Annotated in this window: 14 protein-coding genes; 9 read left to right on the forward strand and 5 right to left on the reverse strand. The window is 61.7% G+C overall.

Features of this window, described 5'->3' with window-relative positions; translation table 11 throughout:
• The first annotated feature begins 213 nt into the window (after positions 1-213).
• Positions 214-1320 (forward strand): hypothetical protein, encoded by a 1107-nt coding sequence (locus OXT71_06410; protein ID MDE2926013.1) that lies wholly within the window; start codon positions 214-216, stop codon positions 1318-1320.
• A gap of 98 nt (positions 1321-1418) precedes the next feature.
• Here OXT71_06410 and OXT71_06415 read toward each other — a convergent pair whose 3' ends face one another.
• The gene (locus OXT71_06415; GenBank protein ID MDE2926014.1) at positions 1419-2819 is read right to left on the reverse strand and encodes a methyltransferase; all 1401 of its coding nucleotides are present in this window, start codon (positions 2817-2819) and stop codon (positions 1419-1421) included.
• A gap of 43 nt (positions 2820-2862) precedes the next feature.
• A complete protein-coding gene (locus OXT71_06420; protein MDE2926015.1) occupies positions 2863-3060 on the reverse strand; it encodes a hypothetical protein in 198 nt (65 codons plus the stop codon).
• A gap of 178 nt (positions 3061-3238) precedes the next feature.
• On the opposite strand from OXT71_06420, the gene mqnC reads away from it, so the two are divergent.
• The 6 genes from mqnC (at position 3239) to OXT71_06450 (ending at position 9269) form a co-directional block, all read left to right on the forward strand.
• Positions 3239-4321, forward strand: coding sequence for a dehypoxanthine futalosine cyclase (mqnC, locus tag OXT71_06425; GenBank protein ID MDE2926016.1), 1083 nt, complete (start codon positions 3239-3241; stop codon positions 4319-4321).
• 82 nt (positions 4322-4403) lie between these two features.
• The gene (locus OXT71_06430) at positions 4404-4847 is read left to right on the forward strand and encodes an arginine repressor (GenBank protein ID MDE2926017.1); all 444 of its coding nucleotides are present in this window, start codon (positions 4404-4406) and stop codon (positions 4845-4847) included.
• Positions 4848-4893: 46 nt separating this feature from the next.
• Entirely contained in the window at positions 4894-6132 is a 1239-nt protein-coding gene (locus tag OXT71_06435) for an argininosuccinate synthase (GenBank protein ID MDE2926018.1), read from the forward strand.
• 23 nt (positions 6133-6155) lie between these two features.
• Positions 6156-7571, forward strand: coding sequence for an argininosuccinate lyase (argH, locus tag OXT71_06440; protein ID MDE2926019.1), 1416 nt, complete (start codon positions 6156-6158; stop codon positions 7569-7571).
• Positions 7568-8527, forward strand: coding sequence for an ornithine carbamoyltransferase (gene argF, locus OXT71_06445; GenBank protein ID MDE2926020.1), 960 nt, complete (start codon positions 7568-7570; stop codon positions 8525-8527). Before argH ends, argF begins: the two co-directional genes overlap by 4 nt.
• Positions 8528-8561: 34 nt before the next feature.
• Positions 8562-9269 carry a YIP1 family protein gene (locus OXT71_06450; GenBank protein MDE2926021.1) on the forward strand — a complete coding sequence of 236 codons (708 nt, stop codon included), beginning with the start codon at positions 8562-8564 and terminating at the stop codon, positions 9267-9269.
• Between the two features lie 61 nt (positions 9270-9330).
• Here the strand turns inward: OXT71_06450 and OXT71_06455 are convergent, their stop codons facing one another.
• Positions 9331-11184: a sialidase family protein gene (locus OXT71_06455; protein ID MDE2926022.1), complete on the reverse strand. Its 1854-nt coding sequence runs from the start codon at positions 11182-11184 to the stop codon at positions 9331-9333.
• A 184-nt stretch (positions 11185-11368) separates the two neighbouring features.
• On the opposite strand from OXT71_06455, the gene OXT71_06460 reads away from it, so the two are divergent.
• Positions 11369-12934 (forward strand): tetratricopeptide repeat protein, encoded by a 1566-nt coding sequence (locus tag OXT71_06460; protein ID MDE2926023.1) that lies wholly within the window; start codon positions 11369-11371, stop codon positions 12932-12934.
• Here OXT71_06460 and OXT71_06465 read toward each other — a convergent pair.
• Positions 12924-14117: a PLP-dependent transferase gene (locus OXT71_06465; GenBank protein ID MDE2926024.1), complete on the reverse strand. Its 1194-nt coding sequence runs from the start codon at positions 14115-14117 to the stop codon at positions 12924-12926. The two genes, OXT71_06460 and OXT71_06465, sit on opposite strands and share 11 nt — an antisense overlap.
• Before the next feature lie 208 nt (positions 14118-14325).
• The gene (locus OXT71_06470) at positions 14326-15294 is read right to left on the reverse strand and encodes a phosphotriesterase-related protein (protein ID MDE2926025.1); all 969 of its coding nucleotides are present in this window, start codon (positions 15292-15294) and stop codon (positions 14326-14328) included.
• Between the two features lie 204 nt (positions 15295-15498).
• On the opposite strand from OXT71_06470, the gene OXT71_06475 reads away from it, so the two are divergent.
• Positions 15499-17952, forward strand: coding sequence for a hypothetical protein (locus OXT71_06475; GenBank protein ID MDE2926026.1), 2454 nt, complete (start codon positions 15499-15501; stop codon positions 17950-17952).
• The last annotated feature ends 13 nt before the right edge of the window (positions 17953-17965 follow it).

Consider the following 17965-nt stretch of genomic DNA (forward strand, 5'->3'; position numbering starts at 1 on the left):
CCCAAGCGCTAGGACAATGCTATGCTGATGCGAACACGGTAAAGTCGGGCTAGCGTGTTTTCAACACTCGCCCTCCAACCCTCCAAGCGTCGCTCCCGGTCCATATTTCTTCCATTGGCGCTGTCACCATGCTCTTTTTTCAGCAAATCGTTGAAAACTCTATATTAGTGAAAGTCTCTTGGAATTTTCACTACAATTCAGTATTTTCAATACATGCTGAAAAACCAGAAATCAGTAAAAGATCTGCAGGTCGCCGCCGTGCATGCGGCGCGTGACCTGCTCACCCATGTGCCGCACCTTGTGACCAGTTCAGTTCAGCACGAACAGTGGCGTGGAAGCGACTATCCCATAGACGGACGTATCGAGTTCGACCATGGTGAGGACACCTATGCACTCGTCATCGAATTCAAGTCGAACGGTGCACCCCGTTTCGTACGGTCTGCGGTCTATGAACTCAAAGGCTACTTGGCCCATGCTCGTCAGTCCGGTCACGGGGATTCCGACGGACGTTTGATCCCCATGCTCGTGAGTCCCTACCTGTCTCCCGAGTCTCGATCGATCTGCGTGGACCACGATATTGCCTACCTGGACATGGTCGGAAATGCTCACCTCGCTTTCGACAATGTGTATATCGATCGGGCGGTTGCGGACAGGCCCAAGCCCGAAACCCGTGCTCTAAGGTCGATCTTCGCCCCGAAGGCGGCGGCAATTCTGCGGGTGCTTCTTCGCGATCCTGGTCAGCCATGGCGTGTCACCGACCTGGCGGAAGCGGCCAATGCGAGCCTTGGCCATGTGAGCAACGTCCGTAAAGCCCTGCTCGCACGAGAATGGATCGAAAACGGGACGGACGGCACCATCCTTGTCCAGCCGAATGCGTTATTGAGGACATGGCGCGACGAATACCGCGAGCCGGCGGGTCGCCGCATTAGCGGATATACGCTCTTGCACGGCGAGCAGCTCAGCAAACAATTGTCGGGAAAGCTGAATCCGGAACCCCAGCTTCCACGCGCAGTTTTCTCGTCAAACTCGGCCGCCCAATGGATCGCGCCCTTCGCCCGGGGCGGCACACACAGCTTCTACGCCGACGAGTCTGGTGCTCGGATGCTGGAGCAGGCGTTGAAGCTTGCTCATACCGAAAAAGGAACGAATGTAGTCGTGTGCATCCCGAACGATGAGAGTTTGCTCAAGGACGCCGTTCAGCCGGCGCCGGGCATATTCTGCACCAGTCCGATCGTCACATACCTCGATCTCTGGCTCGGCAATGATCGAGAACGTGAGGCTGCCGACCACTTGGCCTCAAGGTGCTTTCCGTGGTTGTGACAGAGCCTCAATACGCGGGGGACTACCCCGATCGGACGACGGCGGCAGTCAAGTCCGTTCTGATCGAGAGTGGAGCCGGAAGGCACCGTCCTGCCCGGTCACGCCTCCGTGAAATAGAGGACCCTGGATCCGGAGGGCAGTTCCCGGCGCCGGTGGACCCGGAAGCACTTTCCCAGGCACTCCTCGAAGTAGTCCATCCGGTAGTCGGTGTACTGGTCCTCCTTGTTCCGCAGGAGCATCCGGACCATGGGGTCGTCCCGGCGCACGAACTCGATGACCAGTGAGCCTCCCAGCCCCGAGAGCCATTCGACGAACTCCGCCAGTGGAATGTTGGCGGCGATGACCATGTGATGGATCAGCGCCAGGGAGAGGACCAGTTCCGGGGATCCTCGCTCCGTGAGGGAGGTCCTTTCCCGGCAACGCCATCCCAGTGACGGCGAGGGATCGGCCAGGTTGACCACGAGCGGAAGTATGTTGCCGGGACCCTCCCGGCGCAGGTCCCGGTAGAGGAGGTCCACCGAGGCCGAGTCCCGCTCCATGGACAGCACGTACTCAGACCCGGCGGCGGCCAGTCGCGAGTAGTCGCCCGTGTTGGCTCCCAGGTCCCAGGTCGTCTTCCATCGCTTTCGACCCACCACCCAGCGGACGAATTCCCGTTTGGCTTCCCGGTCCGGCCCGGAATAGGTGTTGTCCCCGGCGTATCCGGTCCACTGGGAGGCGGGGGGTGTCCATCTCAGTCGTGAAACCAGCCGGGTCAGGCGGCTGACGTTGGAGAGGATCGCCTTCCGGTTGAATCCGGCGTCCTTGAGAAGCTGGCTGGCGCTCTCCTTGCGCGCGCCGTATTTCTCCTGGAAGCGGCTCTGGAGCCAGACGTGAGGGAGGACTCCGGAGCGGAACAGATCCCGGGTGGAGAGTACGTCCCGGCACTCTCGCGGCGAGATTCCGTTGAGACTCCCCCTGAGCCAGTGCTGGAACGGCAGGTTTCGATAGGCCTGCAACATCAGCGGGTACAGGTAGAGGCTGCAGAATTGCCGGTAACCCGTCCAGGCTCCGCCCGGCGGCAAGGGTTCAAAGGAGGGAATGTCGATGAAGACCGGCCGGCTCCCGTTCCATTGAACGTTGTAGGGGGTGGCGTCCTTGAGGATCATCCCTTCGGCCAGAGACTTGGAGATCAGCCGGAGCTGCAAAAGGGCGGCATCCTGCAGCATCCGGAACGACCACTCGTAGAGATAGGAGACGTAGGGGACGGTCTCGTGGCGCAGAATCCCTGCCCAGTCTCCGGGCGGCACGTCCGTGGACGCCCATCCGTCGGCGTCCACGCGGCGGGTCCTGACGATCAGGCCCTCATCCACCAGCCGGGGAAAGAACCGGGTCTTCTCCAACCTGTCCCAGGCTTCGATGGCTTGCCGGCTCAGGGCGCGATAGACGGCCCCGTCCCGGTAGAAGACGCGGCCATGGCGATCGCGGAACGATCCAGGCTCGCTTCGGAATTCAGACATGGGAAAGGAACGATTTTCGTCGTACCGGGATGCTCGAGATCCGTTATTCCGCCTTCCGGCCGGTCCGCTCCAGGGATGCGTCGGCCTTGTCTGGCGCGCCCGACCGGACTCCAAGGGCAGACTTGATCCGGTGCCAGACGACTTTTCCCAAGACGGCCACTCCCGCGATGCCCCCCAGCAGCAATTGAAGAAAGAGACTCCCCGATCCGGGATCCAGGTAGGCGAGAGGTGTCCAGATCATGATCCTGCCCTGTACGGGTCCGGCAAGCAGGTTTCGGGCAACTTGCCGATCCGCGCGATTGTAGCAGAGGGCAAAGAGAGAATGAGGAAAGAGTGAAGAGAAGATGGGGAGAGTCCGGCGTTGCGGCCGGTGTCGCGCCACGGCGGGTTTCGGTCCAGGCTGCTAGAATACGCTGGTCATGAAGACGCCGGAGAGCATCCTGGAGGGCGTTTACCAGGGACAACGACTGGAACCGTCCGATGCTCTCGTTCTATTGAAGTCCGGTGAACTCCAGCAGTTGGGTCAGGCCGCCGACTGGATGCGCCGCAGACTGCATCCGGACGGAGTCGTCTCCTTCCTCGTGGACCGGAACGTCAACTACACCAACGTGTGCGTCGCCCGCTGCACCTTCTGCAACTTCTACCGCCGCCCCGGCCATGACGAGGGCTACGTCCTGTCCAACGAGACCATCTTCAAGAAAATCGAGGAGACCCTGGCCCTCGGCGGGACCGGAATCCTGATGCAGGGGGGCATGCACCCCGATCTCAAGATCGACTATTACGAAGAACTGCTCAGCTCGATACGGGAACGCTATCCCGCCATCCACCTTCACTGCTTTTCTCCGCCGGAGATCGTCGTCCTGGCCCGGCTCAGCCGGCTCTCCCTCCGGGAGTCGATTCGAAGGCTGAAGGCGGCGGGACTCCAATCCATTCCCGGCGGCGGCGCCGAGATCCTGACCGAGCGGATGCGCCGGGAAATCAGTCCCGGCAAGTGCACCGCCCGGCAGTGGTTGGAGGTGATGCGGGTCGGCCACGAAGAGGGGCTGCCCACCACCGCCACCATGATGATCGGAGGCGGCGAATCCCTCCGGGAGCGGGTCGAGCACCTGGAGGGCATCCGCAGCCTCCAGGATGAGACGGGAGGGTTCGTGGCCTTCATCCCGTGGAACGTCCAGTTGGAGGGGACCCCCATGCAGGAGTCCATCCAGCGGGAGGTTGCGGCGGTGGAATACCTCACCCTCTTGGCGGTCGCCCGGATCTACCTGGACAACATCGTCAACCTCCAGGTCTCCTGGTTGACCCAGGGTCTTCAGGTGGGCCAGATCGCGCTCCATTTCGGTGCCAATGACGTGGGCAGCATCATGATCGAGGAGAACGTGATCAGCACCGCCGGCGCCCATTACACGGCCCGGCGCTCCGATCTGGTTCAATTGATCCTCGACGCCGGCTTCGTTCCCGCTCAAAGAAACTCCGTCTACAGCACCTTCAAGAAAATCGCCTGATTCCGGACATCCGCCCGGATACTCAGTTCCCCCGGTTTGACTCCGGTGGGGAATCCTGTATAAAATTGCATTCTTCCTGGAAATGAATAAGAAACTGAGACAGGAGGCCATCGTCCGAATCGTGGAGACCGAGACCATTTCCAGTCAGAAGTCCTTGCGAAAGGCGTTAATGGAAAAGGGGTTGAGTGTCACCCAGGCGACGCTCTCCAGGGACCTCAAGGAACTGGGCGTGATCAAGACCGTGGACGATGGGGGCGGGTATAAATATGCGTTCCGGGAGAATCGACGCGCTCCGCTCTTTCGGAGTTGCGAGGTCAGCGGGAACCTCCTCGTGGTGCATACGGATGCCGGGATGGCTCCGGCGGTCGCCTACCGGATCGACGAGATGGGGCTGGCGGGGATCCTGGGCACCGTGGCGGGAGAGGACACTCTCCTGGCCGTCGTTGCCGACGGCCATGATGCCCGTCTGGTGAAGCGCCAACTGGGAGCTCGCGGTGGAGGTCCCGGCCAGCGGCGGGAGCGGTGACGCCGCCGGCGGTATGGATGGAAAAGACACGGAAAGGGTCGAATTCGTGCAACAGGTAAAGAAGATCGTCCTGGCCTATTCGGGCGGATTGGATACTTCCGCCATGCTCCATTGGCTGAAGGCGAAGCATGGATGTCCGGTCCTGGCTTTCCTGGCTGATGTGGGGCAGGGGGAGGACCTGGAGGAGATCCGGGAAAAGGCGCGCCAAACCGGGGCTGACGAGGTCGTGATCTCGGATCTGAGGCGGTCGTTCGTGGAGGAGTTCGTCTTTCCCGCGGTCCAGGCCCACGCCGTCTACGAGGGCGAGTACCTGCTGGGAACCTCGCTGGCCCGGCCCGTGATCGCCCGGGAGCAGGTCCGGGTGGCCCAGGAATGGGGGGCCGACTGCGTCGCTCACGGCGCCACCGGCAAGGGCAACGACCAGGTCCGCTTCGAGCTGACCTACCAGGCTCTCGCCCCGGGCATTCGAGTCCTGGCCCCGTGGCGCTCCTGGGAGTTTCGGGGCCGGCAGGACCTGATCCGCTATTCGAGGGAACACGGGATTCCCATTACGTCTACGGAGGAGAAGCCGTACAGCATCGATCAGAACCTGATGCACACCTCTTACGAGGGAGGCATCCTGGAAGATCCCTGGAGCGAGCCGCCCGAGGACATCTTCCTGAGAACCGTGGCGGTGAGCGAAGCTCCCGACCTGCCTCAGGACCTGATCATCGGCTTCCACCAAGGGGTCCCGGTCCGGGTGGACGATCGGGAACTGGGTCCGATCCGGATGCTCGAGGAGTTGAACCGGCTGGGCGGCGGCCATGGGATCGGGCGGGTCGACCTGGTGGAGAACCGCATGGTGGGGATGAAATCCCGGGGTGTCTACGAGACGCCGGGCGCGACCATTCTTCACAAGGCGCATCGGGCCCTTGAATCGTTGACGCTGGACCGGGAGGCGGCGCACCTGAAAGAAGAGCTCTCCAACCGCATGGCCACCCTGATCTACAACGGTTTCTGGTTTTCGCCCGAAATGAAGATGCTCCTCGGCCTGGTCCAGGAGGCTCAGCAGCGGGTCACCGGAGAGGTCAAGGTCCGGCTCTACAAGGGAAACTGCACCCTGCTGGGGCGCCGCTCTCCCCTGAGCCTCTACGATCCGGAGTACGCCACCTTCGAGAGCGACGAGGTCTACAGCCAGGCGGATGCGGAAGGGTTCATCCGCCTCAACGGGCTCCGTCTCCGGATCGCCTCGCTGCGGGATGACCGGACTCGCCAGGGCCGGGAACCGGTCGCGGCCGGATCCTGAGGATCGGAGAAAGACAGAAGACCATGACCCGATCTCCCTGGGCAGGCCGATTCACGGAAGATCCCGACCAGGCGGTCCAGGACTACACCCGGTCTCTTCATGTGGACCGGCGATTGGCCGGCTACGACATCCAGGGCAGCCGGGCCCATGTCCGGATGCTGTGCCGGCAGGGGATCCTCAGCAGCCGGGACCGGGACCGGATCCTGCAGGGACTGGACCAGGTCGAGGAGGAGATCCGGTCCGGACAGTTTCCGTACCGGGACGAACTGGAAGACATCCACATGAACATCGAGGTCCGCCTGTGTGAACTGGTGGGCGATGAGGGACGCCGGCTTCACACGGGCCGAAGCCGGAACGACCAGGTCGCCGTGGATCTGAAGCTGTTCTGCCTGGACGCGGCGCTGGGATGGCAGGAGATGATCCGGCGGGTCCAGGAGGGTCTATTGGACCGGGCCCGAAGCCTGGAGCGCGAGCTCTTTCCCGGCTGGACCCATCTGCAGGCCGCTCAACCGGTCTCCTGGGCGCATTATCTGCTGGCCTACTGCGACATGTTCGACCGGGACCACCGGAGGCTGGCCGCCTACCGGCGCCTCCACAGCGTCAGTCCCCTGGGCGCCGGCGCTCTGGCCGGCAGCACCTTGCCTCTGGATCCGGGCTGGACCGCACGGGAGCTGGGTTTCGCCTCCAGCTTCGAAAACAGCTACGACGTGGTGGGGGACCGGGACTTCCTGCTGGAGCTGCTTCAGATCGCCACCCAGATCATGCTCCACGCCAGCCGCATGGCCGAGGACCTGATCTATTTCTCCAGCACGCCGGTGGGGTGGGTGGAGCTTCCCGAGTCCCTTTGCACCGGCAGCAGCATGATGCCCCAGAAGAAGAATCCGGATCTGCTGGAGCTGTGCCGGGGCAAGACGGCCACGGTGCTGGGGCATGCCAGCGCCATGGCCATCCTTCTCAAGGGTCTGCCCAGTTCCTACAACCGCGACCTGCAACAGGACAAGGAACACCTCTTTCCCGCCGTGGACACGGTGGGGGAGACGCTGGGGATCCTGACCCTGGTGGCGAGCCGGATGCGAGTGGTTTCGAGTCGAATCGGACCGGCGCTGGAACGGGGATTCCTCACCGCCACGGATCTGGCGGAACACCTGGTGTCCCTGGGGGTTCCGTTCCGGACCGCTCACGAACAGGTCGGGCGCCTGGTGGCCTATTGCGTGAAGCATAACCGGACGTTGCGGCAGCTCTCCTTGCGGGAAATCCGCAAGCTTGCGCCCCGGTGCGGTTCCGACGTTCAGGGCGTCTTGAAACCGGAGGGCGCCCTCGATCACAAATTCCACTCGGGGAGCACCGGGCTGGCCTCCATCCGGCAGCAGATCGACCGCTGGGAGGACCGGCTCCGGACCCACGGGAACGGAAGTACTTCAAGGGAGGACCAGCCATGAGGGACTTCATCTCTCTGGCAGACCTGAGCCCCAGGCAGTGGACCCAGCTCCTGCATCTGAGCCGGGAGGTCAAGTCGCGGCCATCCAATTTCAGGCGCATGATTCCGGGCAAGAGCATCGTCCTGATCTTCGAGAAGCCGTCGCTGCGCACCCGGCTGACCTTCGAGCTGGGAATCCAGCAGTTGGGAGGCGACGCCGTCTATCTCGACTACCAGGAGGCCAATCTGGGACAGCGGGAGGCTCTGAGCGACGTGGCCAAGAACCTGGAGCGCTGGTTCGACTGCCTGGTGGCCCGCACCTTCTCCCACCAGGTGCTGATCCAGCTCTCGGAGTATGCCCGTTGCTCGGTGATCAACGCCCTGACCGACGAGGAACACCCCTGTCAGGCCTTGGCCGACATCTTCACCCTGGTGGAGAAGTGGTCGAACGTGGAGGGACGGACCCTGGCCTACATCGGAGACGGAAACAACGTCTGCGCGTCGCTGGTTCATGCGGCCGCCCTCTCGGGCATGTGCTTTACGGCCGTGACTCCCGAGAGTCGGCAGCCCTATCCGGATTGGCAGGAAGATTTCCGGCGATTGTCCACCAACGAGCGCGCCACTTGTCATTGGAGCGATTCTCCGGACGGGATCCGGGGAGCCGATGCCGTCTATACCGACACCTGGGTCAGCATGGGCCAGGAAGGCGAGGCTCAGGAGAGGCTGGCCGAATTCCGGCCCTACCAGGTGACGCCCGAATTGATGGCCCGGACCGGAAAGGATTCCTTCTTCATGCACTGCCTCCCGGCCCACCGGAACCAGGAGGTGACCGACGCGGTCATCGATGCTCCCTACTCGCTGGTGTTCGAACAGGCCGAGAACCGGCTCCACGTCCAGAAGGCGCTGCTGATGTGGCTGCTGGCCCCGAAGGAGGTGGACCGTTACCTGCACCTGGAGAAATGGGCGGCGTGGAAATAGGTCCGAACGATTCGCACGAGAGGAGAGAGGGACAGTGAACGATTTTGAGACCGCTTCGTCCGAACCTGAACCGATGACGCTTCTTCAGCGCGCCACCGGCGTCTTCTACCAGCCTCGGGCCGTAATGAACGCCGTGGCCGGGAATCCCACCTGGGTGGGGCCTTTGCTCCTGGTGTTGGGTTTGGGAGTGTTGACCGCATTCCTGATTCCCGACGAGGTCATGGAACAGTCGACTCGCAACATGCTCTCCAAGATGCCGGGGGGTGACGCGGCCGCGGCTGAACTGGATTCTCAAGACTTCAGCGCGACCAGCGTGACGAACCTTCTTTCCATCGTGTTCACCACGATCATCACCGGTTTGTTGATCGCTCTTTGGGGCCTGCTCCTGTTTCGAGGCATTTTGGGGGGCGAAGGACATTTCAAGCAATATTTCTCCATGGTCCTGATCTCCGGAGTCATCGCTTCCGTCGGCGGTCTGGTCAGCATTCCGATTCAGATTCAATCGGGCGATCTGTTTGCGTTCCTCAGCGTGGGGACACTTCTGCCCTTCTTGGGAGAAGGATTCTTGCGGACCTGGATGAACGCCATCAGCCTCTTCACCATCTGGCAATGCATCGTTCTGGGCATCGGGGCCAACTGCATCGACAAGGACCTGGGCCGGGTCGGCGCCACCCTGGCATTTCTCCTCCCGGCCGTCGCCATCACCATGGTGGGATCCGCTGTCTGGCAGATATTTGCGTAACGGCTTGAAGAACGCGATCTGGCGGAACACCGGCGAGTGATCGCCCCGGCGCCGTCCCAATTCAGGGCGCCGGGTCGGCCCGGATGAAAAAAGCGTAGGTGTTGGTGTCGAGGCCGTCGTAAATGATGCTGTATTGGACCATCAACTCTTTCGGCGCGCCGGTCTGCCGATCGACAAGGCAGTTGTGGCTGTACCCGTCGAGATGCCGGGCGTCGCTGCTGACGACGATCCCGTCGCTCCAGTTGATCCCGTCGTCGGACTGGTAGAGAACGAAACGGCCGCGCCCCTCCCCGACGCTTCCCGACCGCCCGTGCAGGTAGTATTTGCCCCCCAGATAGGCCAGCTCCGGATCGCGGATCTTCTGGTCCACGTAGGCCCTCTCCTGGGGGCTCCAGGTCTCTCCCTGATCCCCGCTGATGGTGTAGTAGAAATGGTATTCGTCCCGGTGGGTGTAGGCTCCGGCAAGCAGGCGGCCGTCCTCCATGATGCACAGGGCGCCGTACCACTTGTCGGGGTCCAGCGCCAACGTACTCCGCCGGGTCCAGGTCTGCCCGTCGTCGGTGCTGACGTAGAGCACGTGGTGACCCGAGTTGCTGTCGAAGAGGACGTAGTTGGTCGGGCCGTCTACCGCCACCGCGCAGGGATACCCCACAAAGTCGCCGTCGATGGGTGCGTACTCGGTCCAGCTGGAGCCGTGGTCGCGGCTGATCATGATCCCGCTGCCTGACCTGACGTCGTTGTTGTTCCGATCGAAATGGGTCAGGAACAGGACGGCGGTGCCCTTTTCCGTAACCAGGCCCTCCTCGACCCAGACCGGATGCTGCGGATCTCGCAGGAATTGGTCGTAGGAATACGGGAATTTATTGTATCTCTGCCAACTCCTTGCTCCGTCGTCGCTGTAGGCGTACTCGCTCCAGCCGTCCAGGTTGTGGTCGCTGGCATTGGAATGGAAGGCCACGATTCGGCCGTTGGCGTGCTGCATGCAGACGGGACCCCCATGGGAGTTCCGCCCCGGATCGTCGTTCTGGAAATCGACGATGACGTCGCCGAAGATCTCGTCCCCCAGGCGCGTTTCCGGATCGCTATCGTAGACCAGAGCGTTTTCGATCCGGTCATACGGCTTCAAACTGTCTACCAGGATCTCGTCGCTCCACTGGATGTCGTCGCCGGTCCCGGTGATCCCGACGGCGATGACGGCGGCGTGGAATTCGCTTTGGCCCTCCGGTACCCGCAGACACATCTCGATGATGGTGGGCTCGCTGAAATCCCAGGGAAACTGGGGTTCGTGCCCTCCGGAAACGGGCAGTCCGCCCGGTTCGCCGATAAGGTTCCCTTCCAGGTCGAAGGACCGGTAGCGTAGTTCGGTGCCGGGCGGCGCGGCTTGTCCCGGCTCTCCGGACACCACCGCCAAACCCACGTCCCGGCCGGGGCCGAAGACCCCGGTCAGGACCCGGCAGTCGCCGTCGGAAAGCCACTCACCGGGCCGCTGGCCCGCAACGGAAAAGATCTCGTCGATCTCTCCGGTGGCTTCATGTTCCAGCAGATACCGGCCTTGAACGTCCAGCGAGTCGGCGGAGCAGGGAGCCCTGGTGAAGACCGAAACTGCTCCCACCGCCAATTCTGCCGGGTCGGCGGGAGTCAGGGTGAAGATTCGGGCTCCCCCGGCAGGCAGGTTCGTCCGGATGAAGTTCCCCTCCGCTGCCCGGCCGTTGAAGAGGGCTTCCGGAGCCTGGGAAGAGCCCCGGTGAAAGAGCAGCGCCAAGTCGCATGCACGCCCGACCGGCCCCGCGTTGGTGACCACGATCTCGGTCCGGGAGATATTTTCTCCCAAGGGTCCCATCACCACCTGGGGCAGAGTCGCCGCCGTCGTGCATCCGGGGGTGTCCCAGATGGATCGGCAGTAGGGCGTGTCCACTTGGAAGTCTGGTCCGGCAGGGGTCGAATTCGAGCCTTGCCAAGCTTGAATACTCTCCGCGAGGGACGGGGCCGAACTCGCAGTCCCGGGAGCTTCGGCGGCGGATGCTCCCATATTGGCCATGGTCCAAGCAGCAAGAATCAGTACCCGCGTCATAGGCCGACTATGGCAAACTGAGGTGGCCATGGCAAAGGGTTCCCGGCCGCCATTTGTGCTCCTCTGGCTCCTCCTCAACCTCTTTGCTGTCCCATGGAGTCTGGCTGAAAACCAGGCGACTACGGGCGAACTCATACGCCAACACTATTCGGAGGCGCTCAACGCATTCCAAAAGGGACGGTTCCAGTCGGCTCTTTCCAGCCTGTCGGAACTCCTGGAGGTGGCCCCGCAAGTTGCCGAGGCTCACAACCTGATGGGGATCATCCACCAGAAGATGAATCGGCCTCGACTATTTGAAGAGTCTCTCCGAACGGCCATTGAGCTGCGGCCCGATTACGTCGAGGCCCGAAGGAATCTGGCTCTTCACTGGGTCCGTCAAGGCAGGTTGGAGCCGGCGCTCCAGCAGTTCCGGAAGTTGCTGGATCTCAGTCCCGATTCGTCGGAAATCCGTTATCGAATGGGCGTTATCTACGCGGAGCTGGGTCAATTCAAAAGCGCCGTCAACTATTTGGAAGCGGTGGGAAACGAACCTCGATTCCAGAGTCGCCAATACTATCGACTACTCGGGGAATGCTATGTGGCCTTGAAAAAACCGGAGGCTGCGGTTGTCAGCCTGGAGCGGGCCAACCGGCTGGGTGACGACAGCTTCGGACTCTGGGCCGCCCTGGCGACAGCCTACGAACAGACGGGACGCTTGGATGAGTCGGTGGCCGGTTTCAAGAAAGCCCGGGCACTCAATCCCGGCAAATGGGATTTGAGTTTTTCATTGGCTTCGGCTCTGTTCAAGCAGGGGGAGGATGAGAGCTGTCTGGCTGAACTGAGCCGTTGGCCCGAGTCCGAGAAGAATGCCGAGTACTTCAACCTCATGGGCGCGGCCAACGCCAGGTTGGGTCAAGTCGTGGAAGCCGGCAAGTCATTCGAGAAGGCCATCGAACTGCAACCCCGAAACCAGGAGTCCCACTACAATCTGGCGCTCCTGTTTCTGAGGGCCGATGCCTACGACGAAGCGATTACGGTCCTCGATCAGTCGTTGGCGCACTTTCCCGAGTCTCCGCAATTGCTGAGGGCAATGGGATTCTCTCAGCAACTCAAAGGGAGGTTTGAGGACGCTCAGCGAACGTTTTCAAGATTGATCGAGATTCGGCCTTCCGACAGCTCCGGCTTGCTCTATCTCGCCAGTTCATTTCTGGAAGCCGGACAACCGGAGCAAGCACTCTCGCATTTCGAGAGGGCCCGCCGGCTGTCTCCGGAAGACGGGCGCATCTACTATCTTCAGGGTCTGATCCACTCCCAACGGGGCGAAGAGGATCGCGCTCTGGCGCTTTTCGATCAATGCCTGACGCTCGATCCCGCCTTCGTTCACGCTCTCTTTCAGCGGGCAAAAATCCTCTTCACGCGGGGAGACCTTGCGGCGTCGTTGCGGGATAGCCGGCGGGCCATCGAATTGGACCCCGGGTTCCCCCAGGCTCACTTCCAGGCCGCTCAGGTACTGGCCAGGCTGGGCCGGCAAGATGAGGCGCAAGCGGAACTCAAGACCTACCGCGAACTCCAATCGAAGAACGCCGACAAGGAGTTCCGGATTTTCAAGCCTTGATCTCCCGTAGACGATCCACGATCAGCGTAACGTCGCCGGGCCGCAGATTCTCGGGAAAGATGATCACCTTGCCCTTGGCGGCAAAGCTCTCGTAAACGGCGATGATGGGGTCGCCATCCTGGAGCGCGTTGATGAGGCCATGGGCGTCCAGGCCGTACTTCACCGGATCGACGCGGATATGGGCCGCCGGGACGGTCCTGCCGCCCGGTTTCGGAAACTGGAACCTTCCACTCAGACCTTCAATCCGATTCACGCCATCCACCAGTGAATGGGTGGTCTCCTTCCAATTCTGCAGCTCCGCCGCCAGATCCCTTTCCACATAACGGGTCAAGGCGGTCACGAGACCGACGATTTCCTCTTTTCCGACCTTGAACCCCCGTCCGATTCCGTGGTGCGGAGGGCCGGGCAGAACCCCATCATCGATCAGTTCGCGGAAACTCCAGGTTTCGGGGAAGACATCCATGTCCTGATGCTGCAGCGCGGCTGCCAGAATCAGTTCCTTTCGGCCGCAAATGAAGCCGCTCGACTGGGGTCCGCGGATGTGTTTTCCGCCGCTGAAGACCACGAGATCGGCGCCGTGCCCGATAAATCTGCGGAGGTTCTCCCGTGGCGGCAGTTCTGCGCTCGCGTCGACGATGACGGGGACCCCATTTTCTCCGGCGATTTCGGTGACCCGGGCGATGGGCAGGCTGCCGTCGGCGATTCCGGCCAGGTAAAAGACGGCGGCGGTCTTCTCGTCGATGGCCCGCTCCAGCTCATAAGGAAATGTGGCGTAGTTGAAACCGATCTCCTTGACCCTTGCTCCCGCCGCTCTCAGGGCGTGGTCATAGTCGTTGCGGTGACCCCGCTGGATGATCACTTCGTTCTTCATCCCCCTCGTATCGGGCAGGCGATTCATCTTTTCGGGGTCGAGTCCCGTGAGACAGGCAGCCATGGACAAGGTGAGCCCCGCCGCCGCGCCCGAAGTGACGTAGCCTGCTTCGGCGCCTGTGATCCGCGAGATGGTCCTGCTTGCCGCCTCCTCCAGGTCTTCGATCCGGACAAAGGAGCGGCTGGCTTCCTGCATCGCCTGGATCACCTCGGGGTCCATGACGCAACCGCCGACCTTGGTGCTGAAACTGCGGCCGTTGATCACTTCACGGACGCCCATCCGGCGGTATATGGGGTTTCCTGTCAGACCCATCAGCCCTCCACTCTCCAAAAGGAGGAGCGATTTCCAATCGCCCACTCTTCGTCGCCAAGTTTGGCACACGGGAGTTCGGCGGTTAGGAAACCGCCGCTCCACATGAGGAGGGGCGATTTCCAATCGCCCGTTCTTCCGTCGCCAAGTTTGGCACACGGGAGTTCGGCGGTTAGGAAACCGCCGCCCCAGCTCCCGCTCCCAACTTTTTCTACCGGGCGTCCGCCGGACCGGGCCGGTGGGGGGAGTCCCTCACTACCAGGGCACGTCCGGGGTTGATCACGGTCATGCATCGAATCTGTTCATCCGTCACCCCCGCGCGCTTCAACCGGGGCAGGAATTCTCTTTGCAAATAGGCGTATCCCTTGCCTCCGTATGCCAGGAGATGGCCCTTCATGCAAATGTCCAGCGAGAGCATGATCTGGTTCAGATGTCCCGCCGAAATCAAGGCCCGGATATTGGCAACGCGGACGTCGTCGTGAGGATAACCGTCGCCCACGTATCCGATGTTGTCGATTCCCAGGAACACCCCTCTTTCGCCGATGGCCAGGAATCGATCCGGCACGGGACGATCTCCCAAATGGCTGATGACGATACGATCACGAGGCACGCCCTCCTCTTGCAGGAGATCGATCTGCTCGAGAGCCAGCTCGCCGAAGTGAGTGGTGTGAGTCCAGATGCTGACGCCGGTTCTCTTCTGTGCTCGAGCCGCAGCTCGAAACACCTTCTCCTGGGCAGGTGTGATGGAATAACGTTCCGTTCCGATCTCTCCGATGAATCCGGCCCGTATTCCGCTATCGCCGACCCCTTTCCGGAGCTCCTGGACCATCAGCTCCGCCAGTTGGTCCGTGGACTTCTCGCGAATCTCCGGCGGATAGACCTCCTCCCGGTACCAACCCGTCCCCATCACGATGTTGACGCCGGTCGACTGCGAGATGCGTCTCAGGGTTTCTGGTTCCCGGCCCAGTCCGATGCTGGTGCAATCCACCAGCGTGCGGCCGTCCGCCTTCTTGAATTCGGACAATTCCCGTACCGCCAGCTTCTCCTCATCCAGGATGTTGTTGTAGCTGGGGAACAAGGGCCAAAGGTCGCAGATCAGGTGTTCGTGACAGAGGGTAAACCCGGCGTCCTCCTGGGGAATTGGACCCAAGACGGTCACGATTTCTCCCTGGCTTGACATCAACTCACCCGCTCCCTAACCTGCATCCAAGTCGACAAGATCGTTCACCAAGATAGACCGGGGACCAGGTGAAGTCCACTTCACGACGCTGGCTTGTGGGCCTGACTTCCGTGGAGTCCAGGGTGTGGTCCCGGAACCCGAGAATAAGGGGTGTTCCCGCCCCCCGCTCTGCGGTCGCAGCCCTTCAGAGGAGAGAATAGATTCATGTGTTCCGTCAGAAGGAGTTTGATCGTCCTCTCGTTTTTGCTCCCGGTCCCTGCGCTTTGGGCCACGCCCCGCGTGATTCCCATGCCTCAAGCCCTGGAAGCCGGGTCCGGGATACTGAAGAGCGGTGCAGGAGGGTCCGGCGGTTGGGTCGTGGCTCGCCCGTCGAGTAGCCGAATGGGTGAGCTTGCGGAAGAGTTTCTTCGCAAGGAGGCCGGCGCCGGTGGAGTTCGGCTGCAGATGGCGGCGGAGTGTTCCGAAACGCCCTGCATATTGCTGGTGGACTGGAGCCGAACGGAAAACCGAACCTATGAGTTGCTGAGACTCCTTTCCGACGCCGACCGGAAGGTGCTGAACGATCCCCAAGAGACCGGCCAGGCTTATGTGATCAAGACGGATCTTCAAGGCCAACGGATACTTCTGTTCGGGTCCGCTCCCCTGGGTGTGCTCTACGCGGCGACGACTCTCGTGCAGCTTTGGTCGGTGGAGGACGGGGAGCTCGCCGTCCCTGAAGTGGTAGTGAGGGATTACCCGGACTTCAAGTACCGGGCCGCGGCGGACTGGCTCATGCGCGCCGAGCTCAACCGCTGGGGTTACGACTGGGGAGACGGCAGGAAAGCCTACATGGAACGGATCAAGCGCAAGCTCGATTTCTGTGTGCGCTTCAAGATCAACATGGTTTTCTTCGACGGCTTCGGGTGGACCGCCGAAAAAACGCCCGGCTACGGCGCCATGATGCGGGAACTGAACTCCTACGCCCGTGAGCGGGGGATCAAGCTGGTTTATGCCGGATTCGGCGCCAACTTCGACCCCCTGAAGGTCGAGCCCGAGCACAACATCGGGAAAGTATTTCTGAACCGGAAAAGCTACCCGAATGGGCCTACATACGCGTGTTACGGCGAACTCCGAACACCGCTGCACCCCACGATGGGCACCTGCCGCTCCAACGAGGCGCAAAACCGGCAGATCGCCGGAGCCATCACCGAGTTGGTTCGCACGGTGGAACCCGGCGCTCTGTACATCCATCACGAGGACACGGGACACTACAAGAGCAACGTGGAGCGATGGAAGGCCCGCGATCCGGGGTGCAAGGGCCGCTGGCCCAACGACGATTTCGCCGCTATTGACGGTGGCGCCGGAGCCCTCGCCTATCGATACGGTCAGATCGTGGAAAGCGTCCAACAAGTGCGCAACCCGGATACCGGCTACGACGCGGCGCGCGATTGCACCATCATTCTGATCTCGCCTCCTTATGGAATCGATTCCGGGCGGTCCGGCCTGGCGGACGTCGACACCGATGAAGATCTCAACTGGGAGAAAACCCTCGAATTTTGGGCCAATGCCGTATCGCTTCTGCCGTCGCAGGGCAATGTCGAGGTCGGCTTTCGAGAGATTTTTCCTCGGCAGGGAACGGGTGAACCGTGGATTCCGGCGTTCAGGGAGAGAATGGCCTCCCGAGGGTTGAGCGATAAATCCTTCATGTTCTTCCTGGGGGGCGCCGACCAATATTCCGGCGGAGTCTTCAACTATCCGTATGCGGCGACCCCGGTCATCAACGGAATCTTTGAAGGCGCGGAAGCGATCTACAATTTCAGTGGAGGCGTCCACCAGGAACCGTTGCAGGTCGTCAACGCCGAATTCAGTTGGAATGTCGAGGCTCCCGGCCACCAGCGGCCGAAGACTTTCGAGACAACTCTGGCTGCATGGAACCGCCTCCGGTCGAACCAGGAACTTCCCGAGGAAGTGTTCGGTTCCGGAGGACTGTTCGAAGAGGCGTGCGTTCGAATCTACGGAGCGAAGACGGGCAAGCTCATGGCGCGTTTCTTCAACTTCTTCGAACCGCTCGGGGACGATGAAATTCCCGCCTTCTACCCCAGGAAGGTCTATCCGAACACTGTCTTCTGGCGGCTCTTTCAAGCCGACAGCGCCTATTGGGGATCGGGGTCGGCGGGAAGCCGCTCGCGGGAAGACACGGAGGATGCCGCCACGGAAATCCGAATCAGGGGGCGAGTGCGGACGTATTCCTCGCAGGATTACGCTCTCTTGCAACGAAGGATCGCAGCCTTTTGGAGGCAGCTTGCCGAGGTCAATCGAAAGGGGAAGGGAATGGTGGCCGAAGCCCTCGGCGCCGGCGACGTGAGGGAGGACGCAGTGCCGGATCTGCGCCACCTGGAGCGCTGCCTCGAAGTGGGGATCCGGTTTGGAGATCTCCTGGCGTCCTATCATGACGCCATCGGCAATGGGGTGACGGGACCGGACGGACAAGGGGAAATCAGGAAGATCCTCACCGGGATCGAGCAGGTTTGGACTTACCTCGACGGCTCCTTTTCGTTGGACACGGTGGATCCGAAAGGCGGCGACCTGTCGAGTTGGACGCTGACCCTGGAGGAACTGAGAAGCAACCTGTTGGCGTGGGCCCAGTCGATGCCCCGTCGTGGCGTCGAGTTTCGTTAGAGGAAAGGAACAC

The organism is Acidobacteriota bacterium, from assembly GCA_028874215.1.
In the GTDB taxonomy this organism is placed as follows: Bacteria; Acidobacteriota; UBA6911; order RPQK01; family JAJDTT01; genus JAJDTT01.

What these genes read in the sequence shown, in the direction of transcription:
- OXT71_06460 (MDE2926023.1), top strand. Translation starts at nt 11,369, where the DNA reads ATGGCAAAGGGTTCCCGGCCGCCATTTGTGCTCCTCTGGCTCCTCCTC.
- argF (MDE2926020.1), top strand. Translation starts at nt 7,568, where the DNA reads ATGAGGGACTTCATCTCTCTGGCAGACCTGAGCCCCAGGCAGTGGACC.
- OXT71_06415 (MDE2926014.1), bottom strand. Translation starts at nt 2,819, where the DNA reads ATGTCTGAATTCCGAAGCGAGCCTGGATCGTTCCGCGATCGCCATGGC.
- OXT71_06420 (MDE2926015.1), bottom strand. Translation starts at nt 3,060, where the DNA reads ATGATCTGGACACCTCTCGCCTACCTGGATCCCGGATCGGGGAGTCTC.
- mqnC (MDE2926016.1), top strand. Translation starts at nt 3,239, where the DNA reads ATGAAGACGCCGGAGAGCATCCTGGAGGGCGTTTACCAGGGACAACGA.
- OXT71_06410 (MDE2926013.1), top strand. Translation starts at nt 214, where the DNA reads ATGCTGAAAAACCAGAAATCAGTAAAAGATCTGCAGGTCGCCGCCGTG.
- OXT71_06475 (MDE2926026.1), top strand. Translation starts at nt 15,499, where the DNA reads ATGTGTTCCGTCAGAAGGAGTTTGATCGTCCTCTCGTTTTTGCTCCCG.
- OXT71_06470 (MDE2926025.1), bottom strand. Translation starts at nt 15,294, where the DNA reads ATGTCAAGCCAGGGAGAAATCGTGACCGTCTTGGGTCCAATTCCCCAG.
- OXT71_06430 (MDE2926017.1), top strand. Translation starts at nt 4,404, where the DNA reads ATGAATAAGAAACTGAGACAGGAGGCCATCGTCCGAATCGTGGAGACC.
- argH (MDE2926019.1), top strand. Translation starts at nt 6,156, where the DNA reads ATGACCCGATCTCCCTGGGCAGGCCGATTCACGGAAGATCCCGACCAG.
- OXT71_06465 (MDE2926024.1), bottom strand. Translation starts at nt 14,117, where the DNA reads ATGGGTCTGACAGGAAACCCCATATACCGCCGGATGGGCGTCCGTGAA.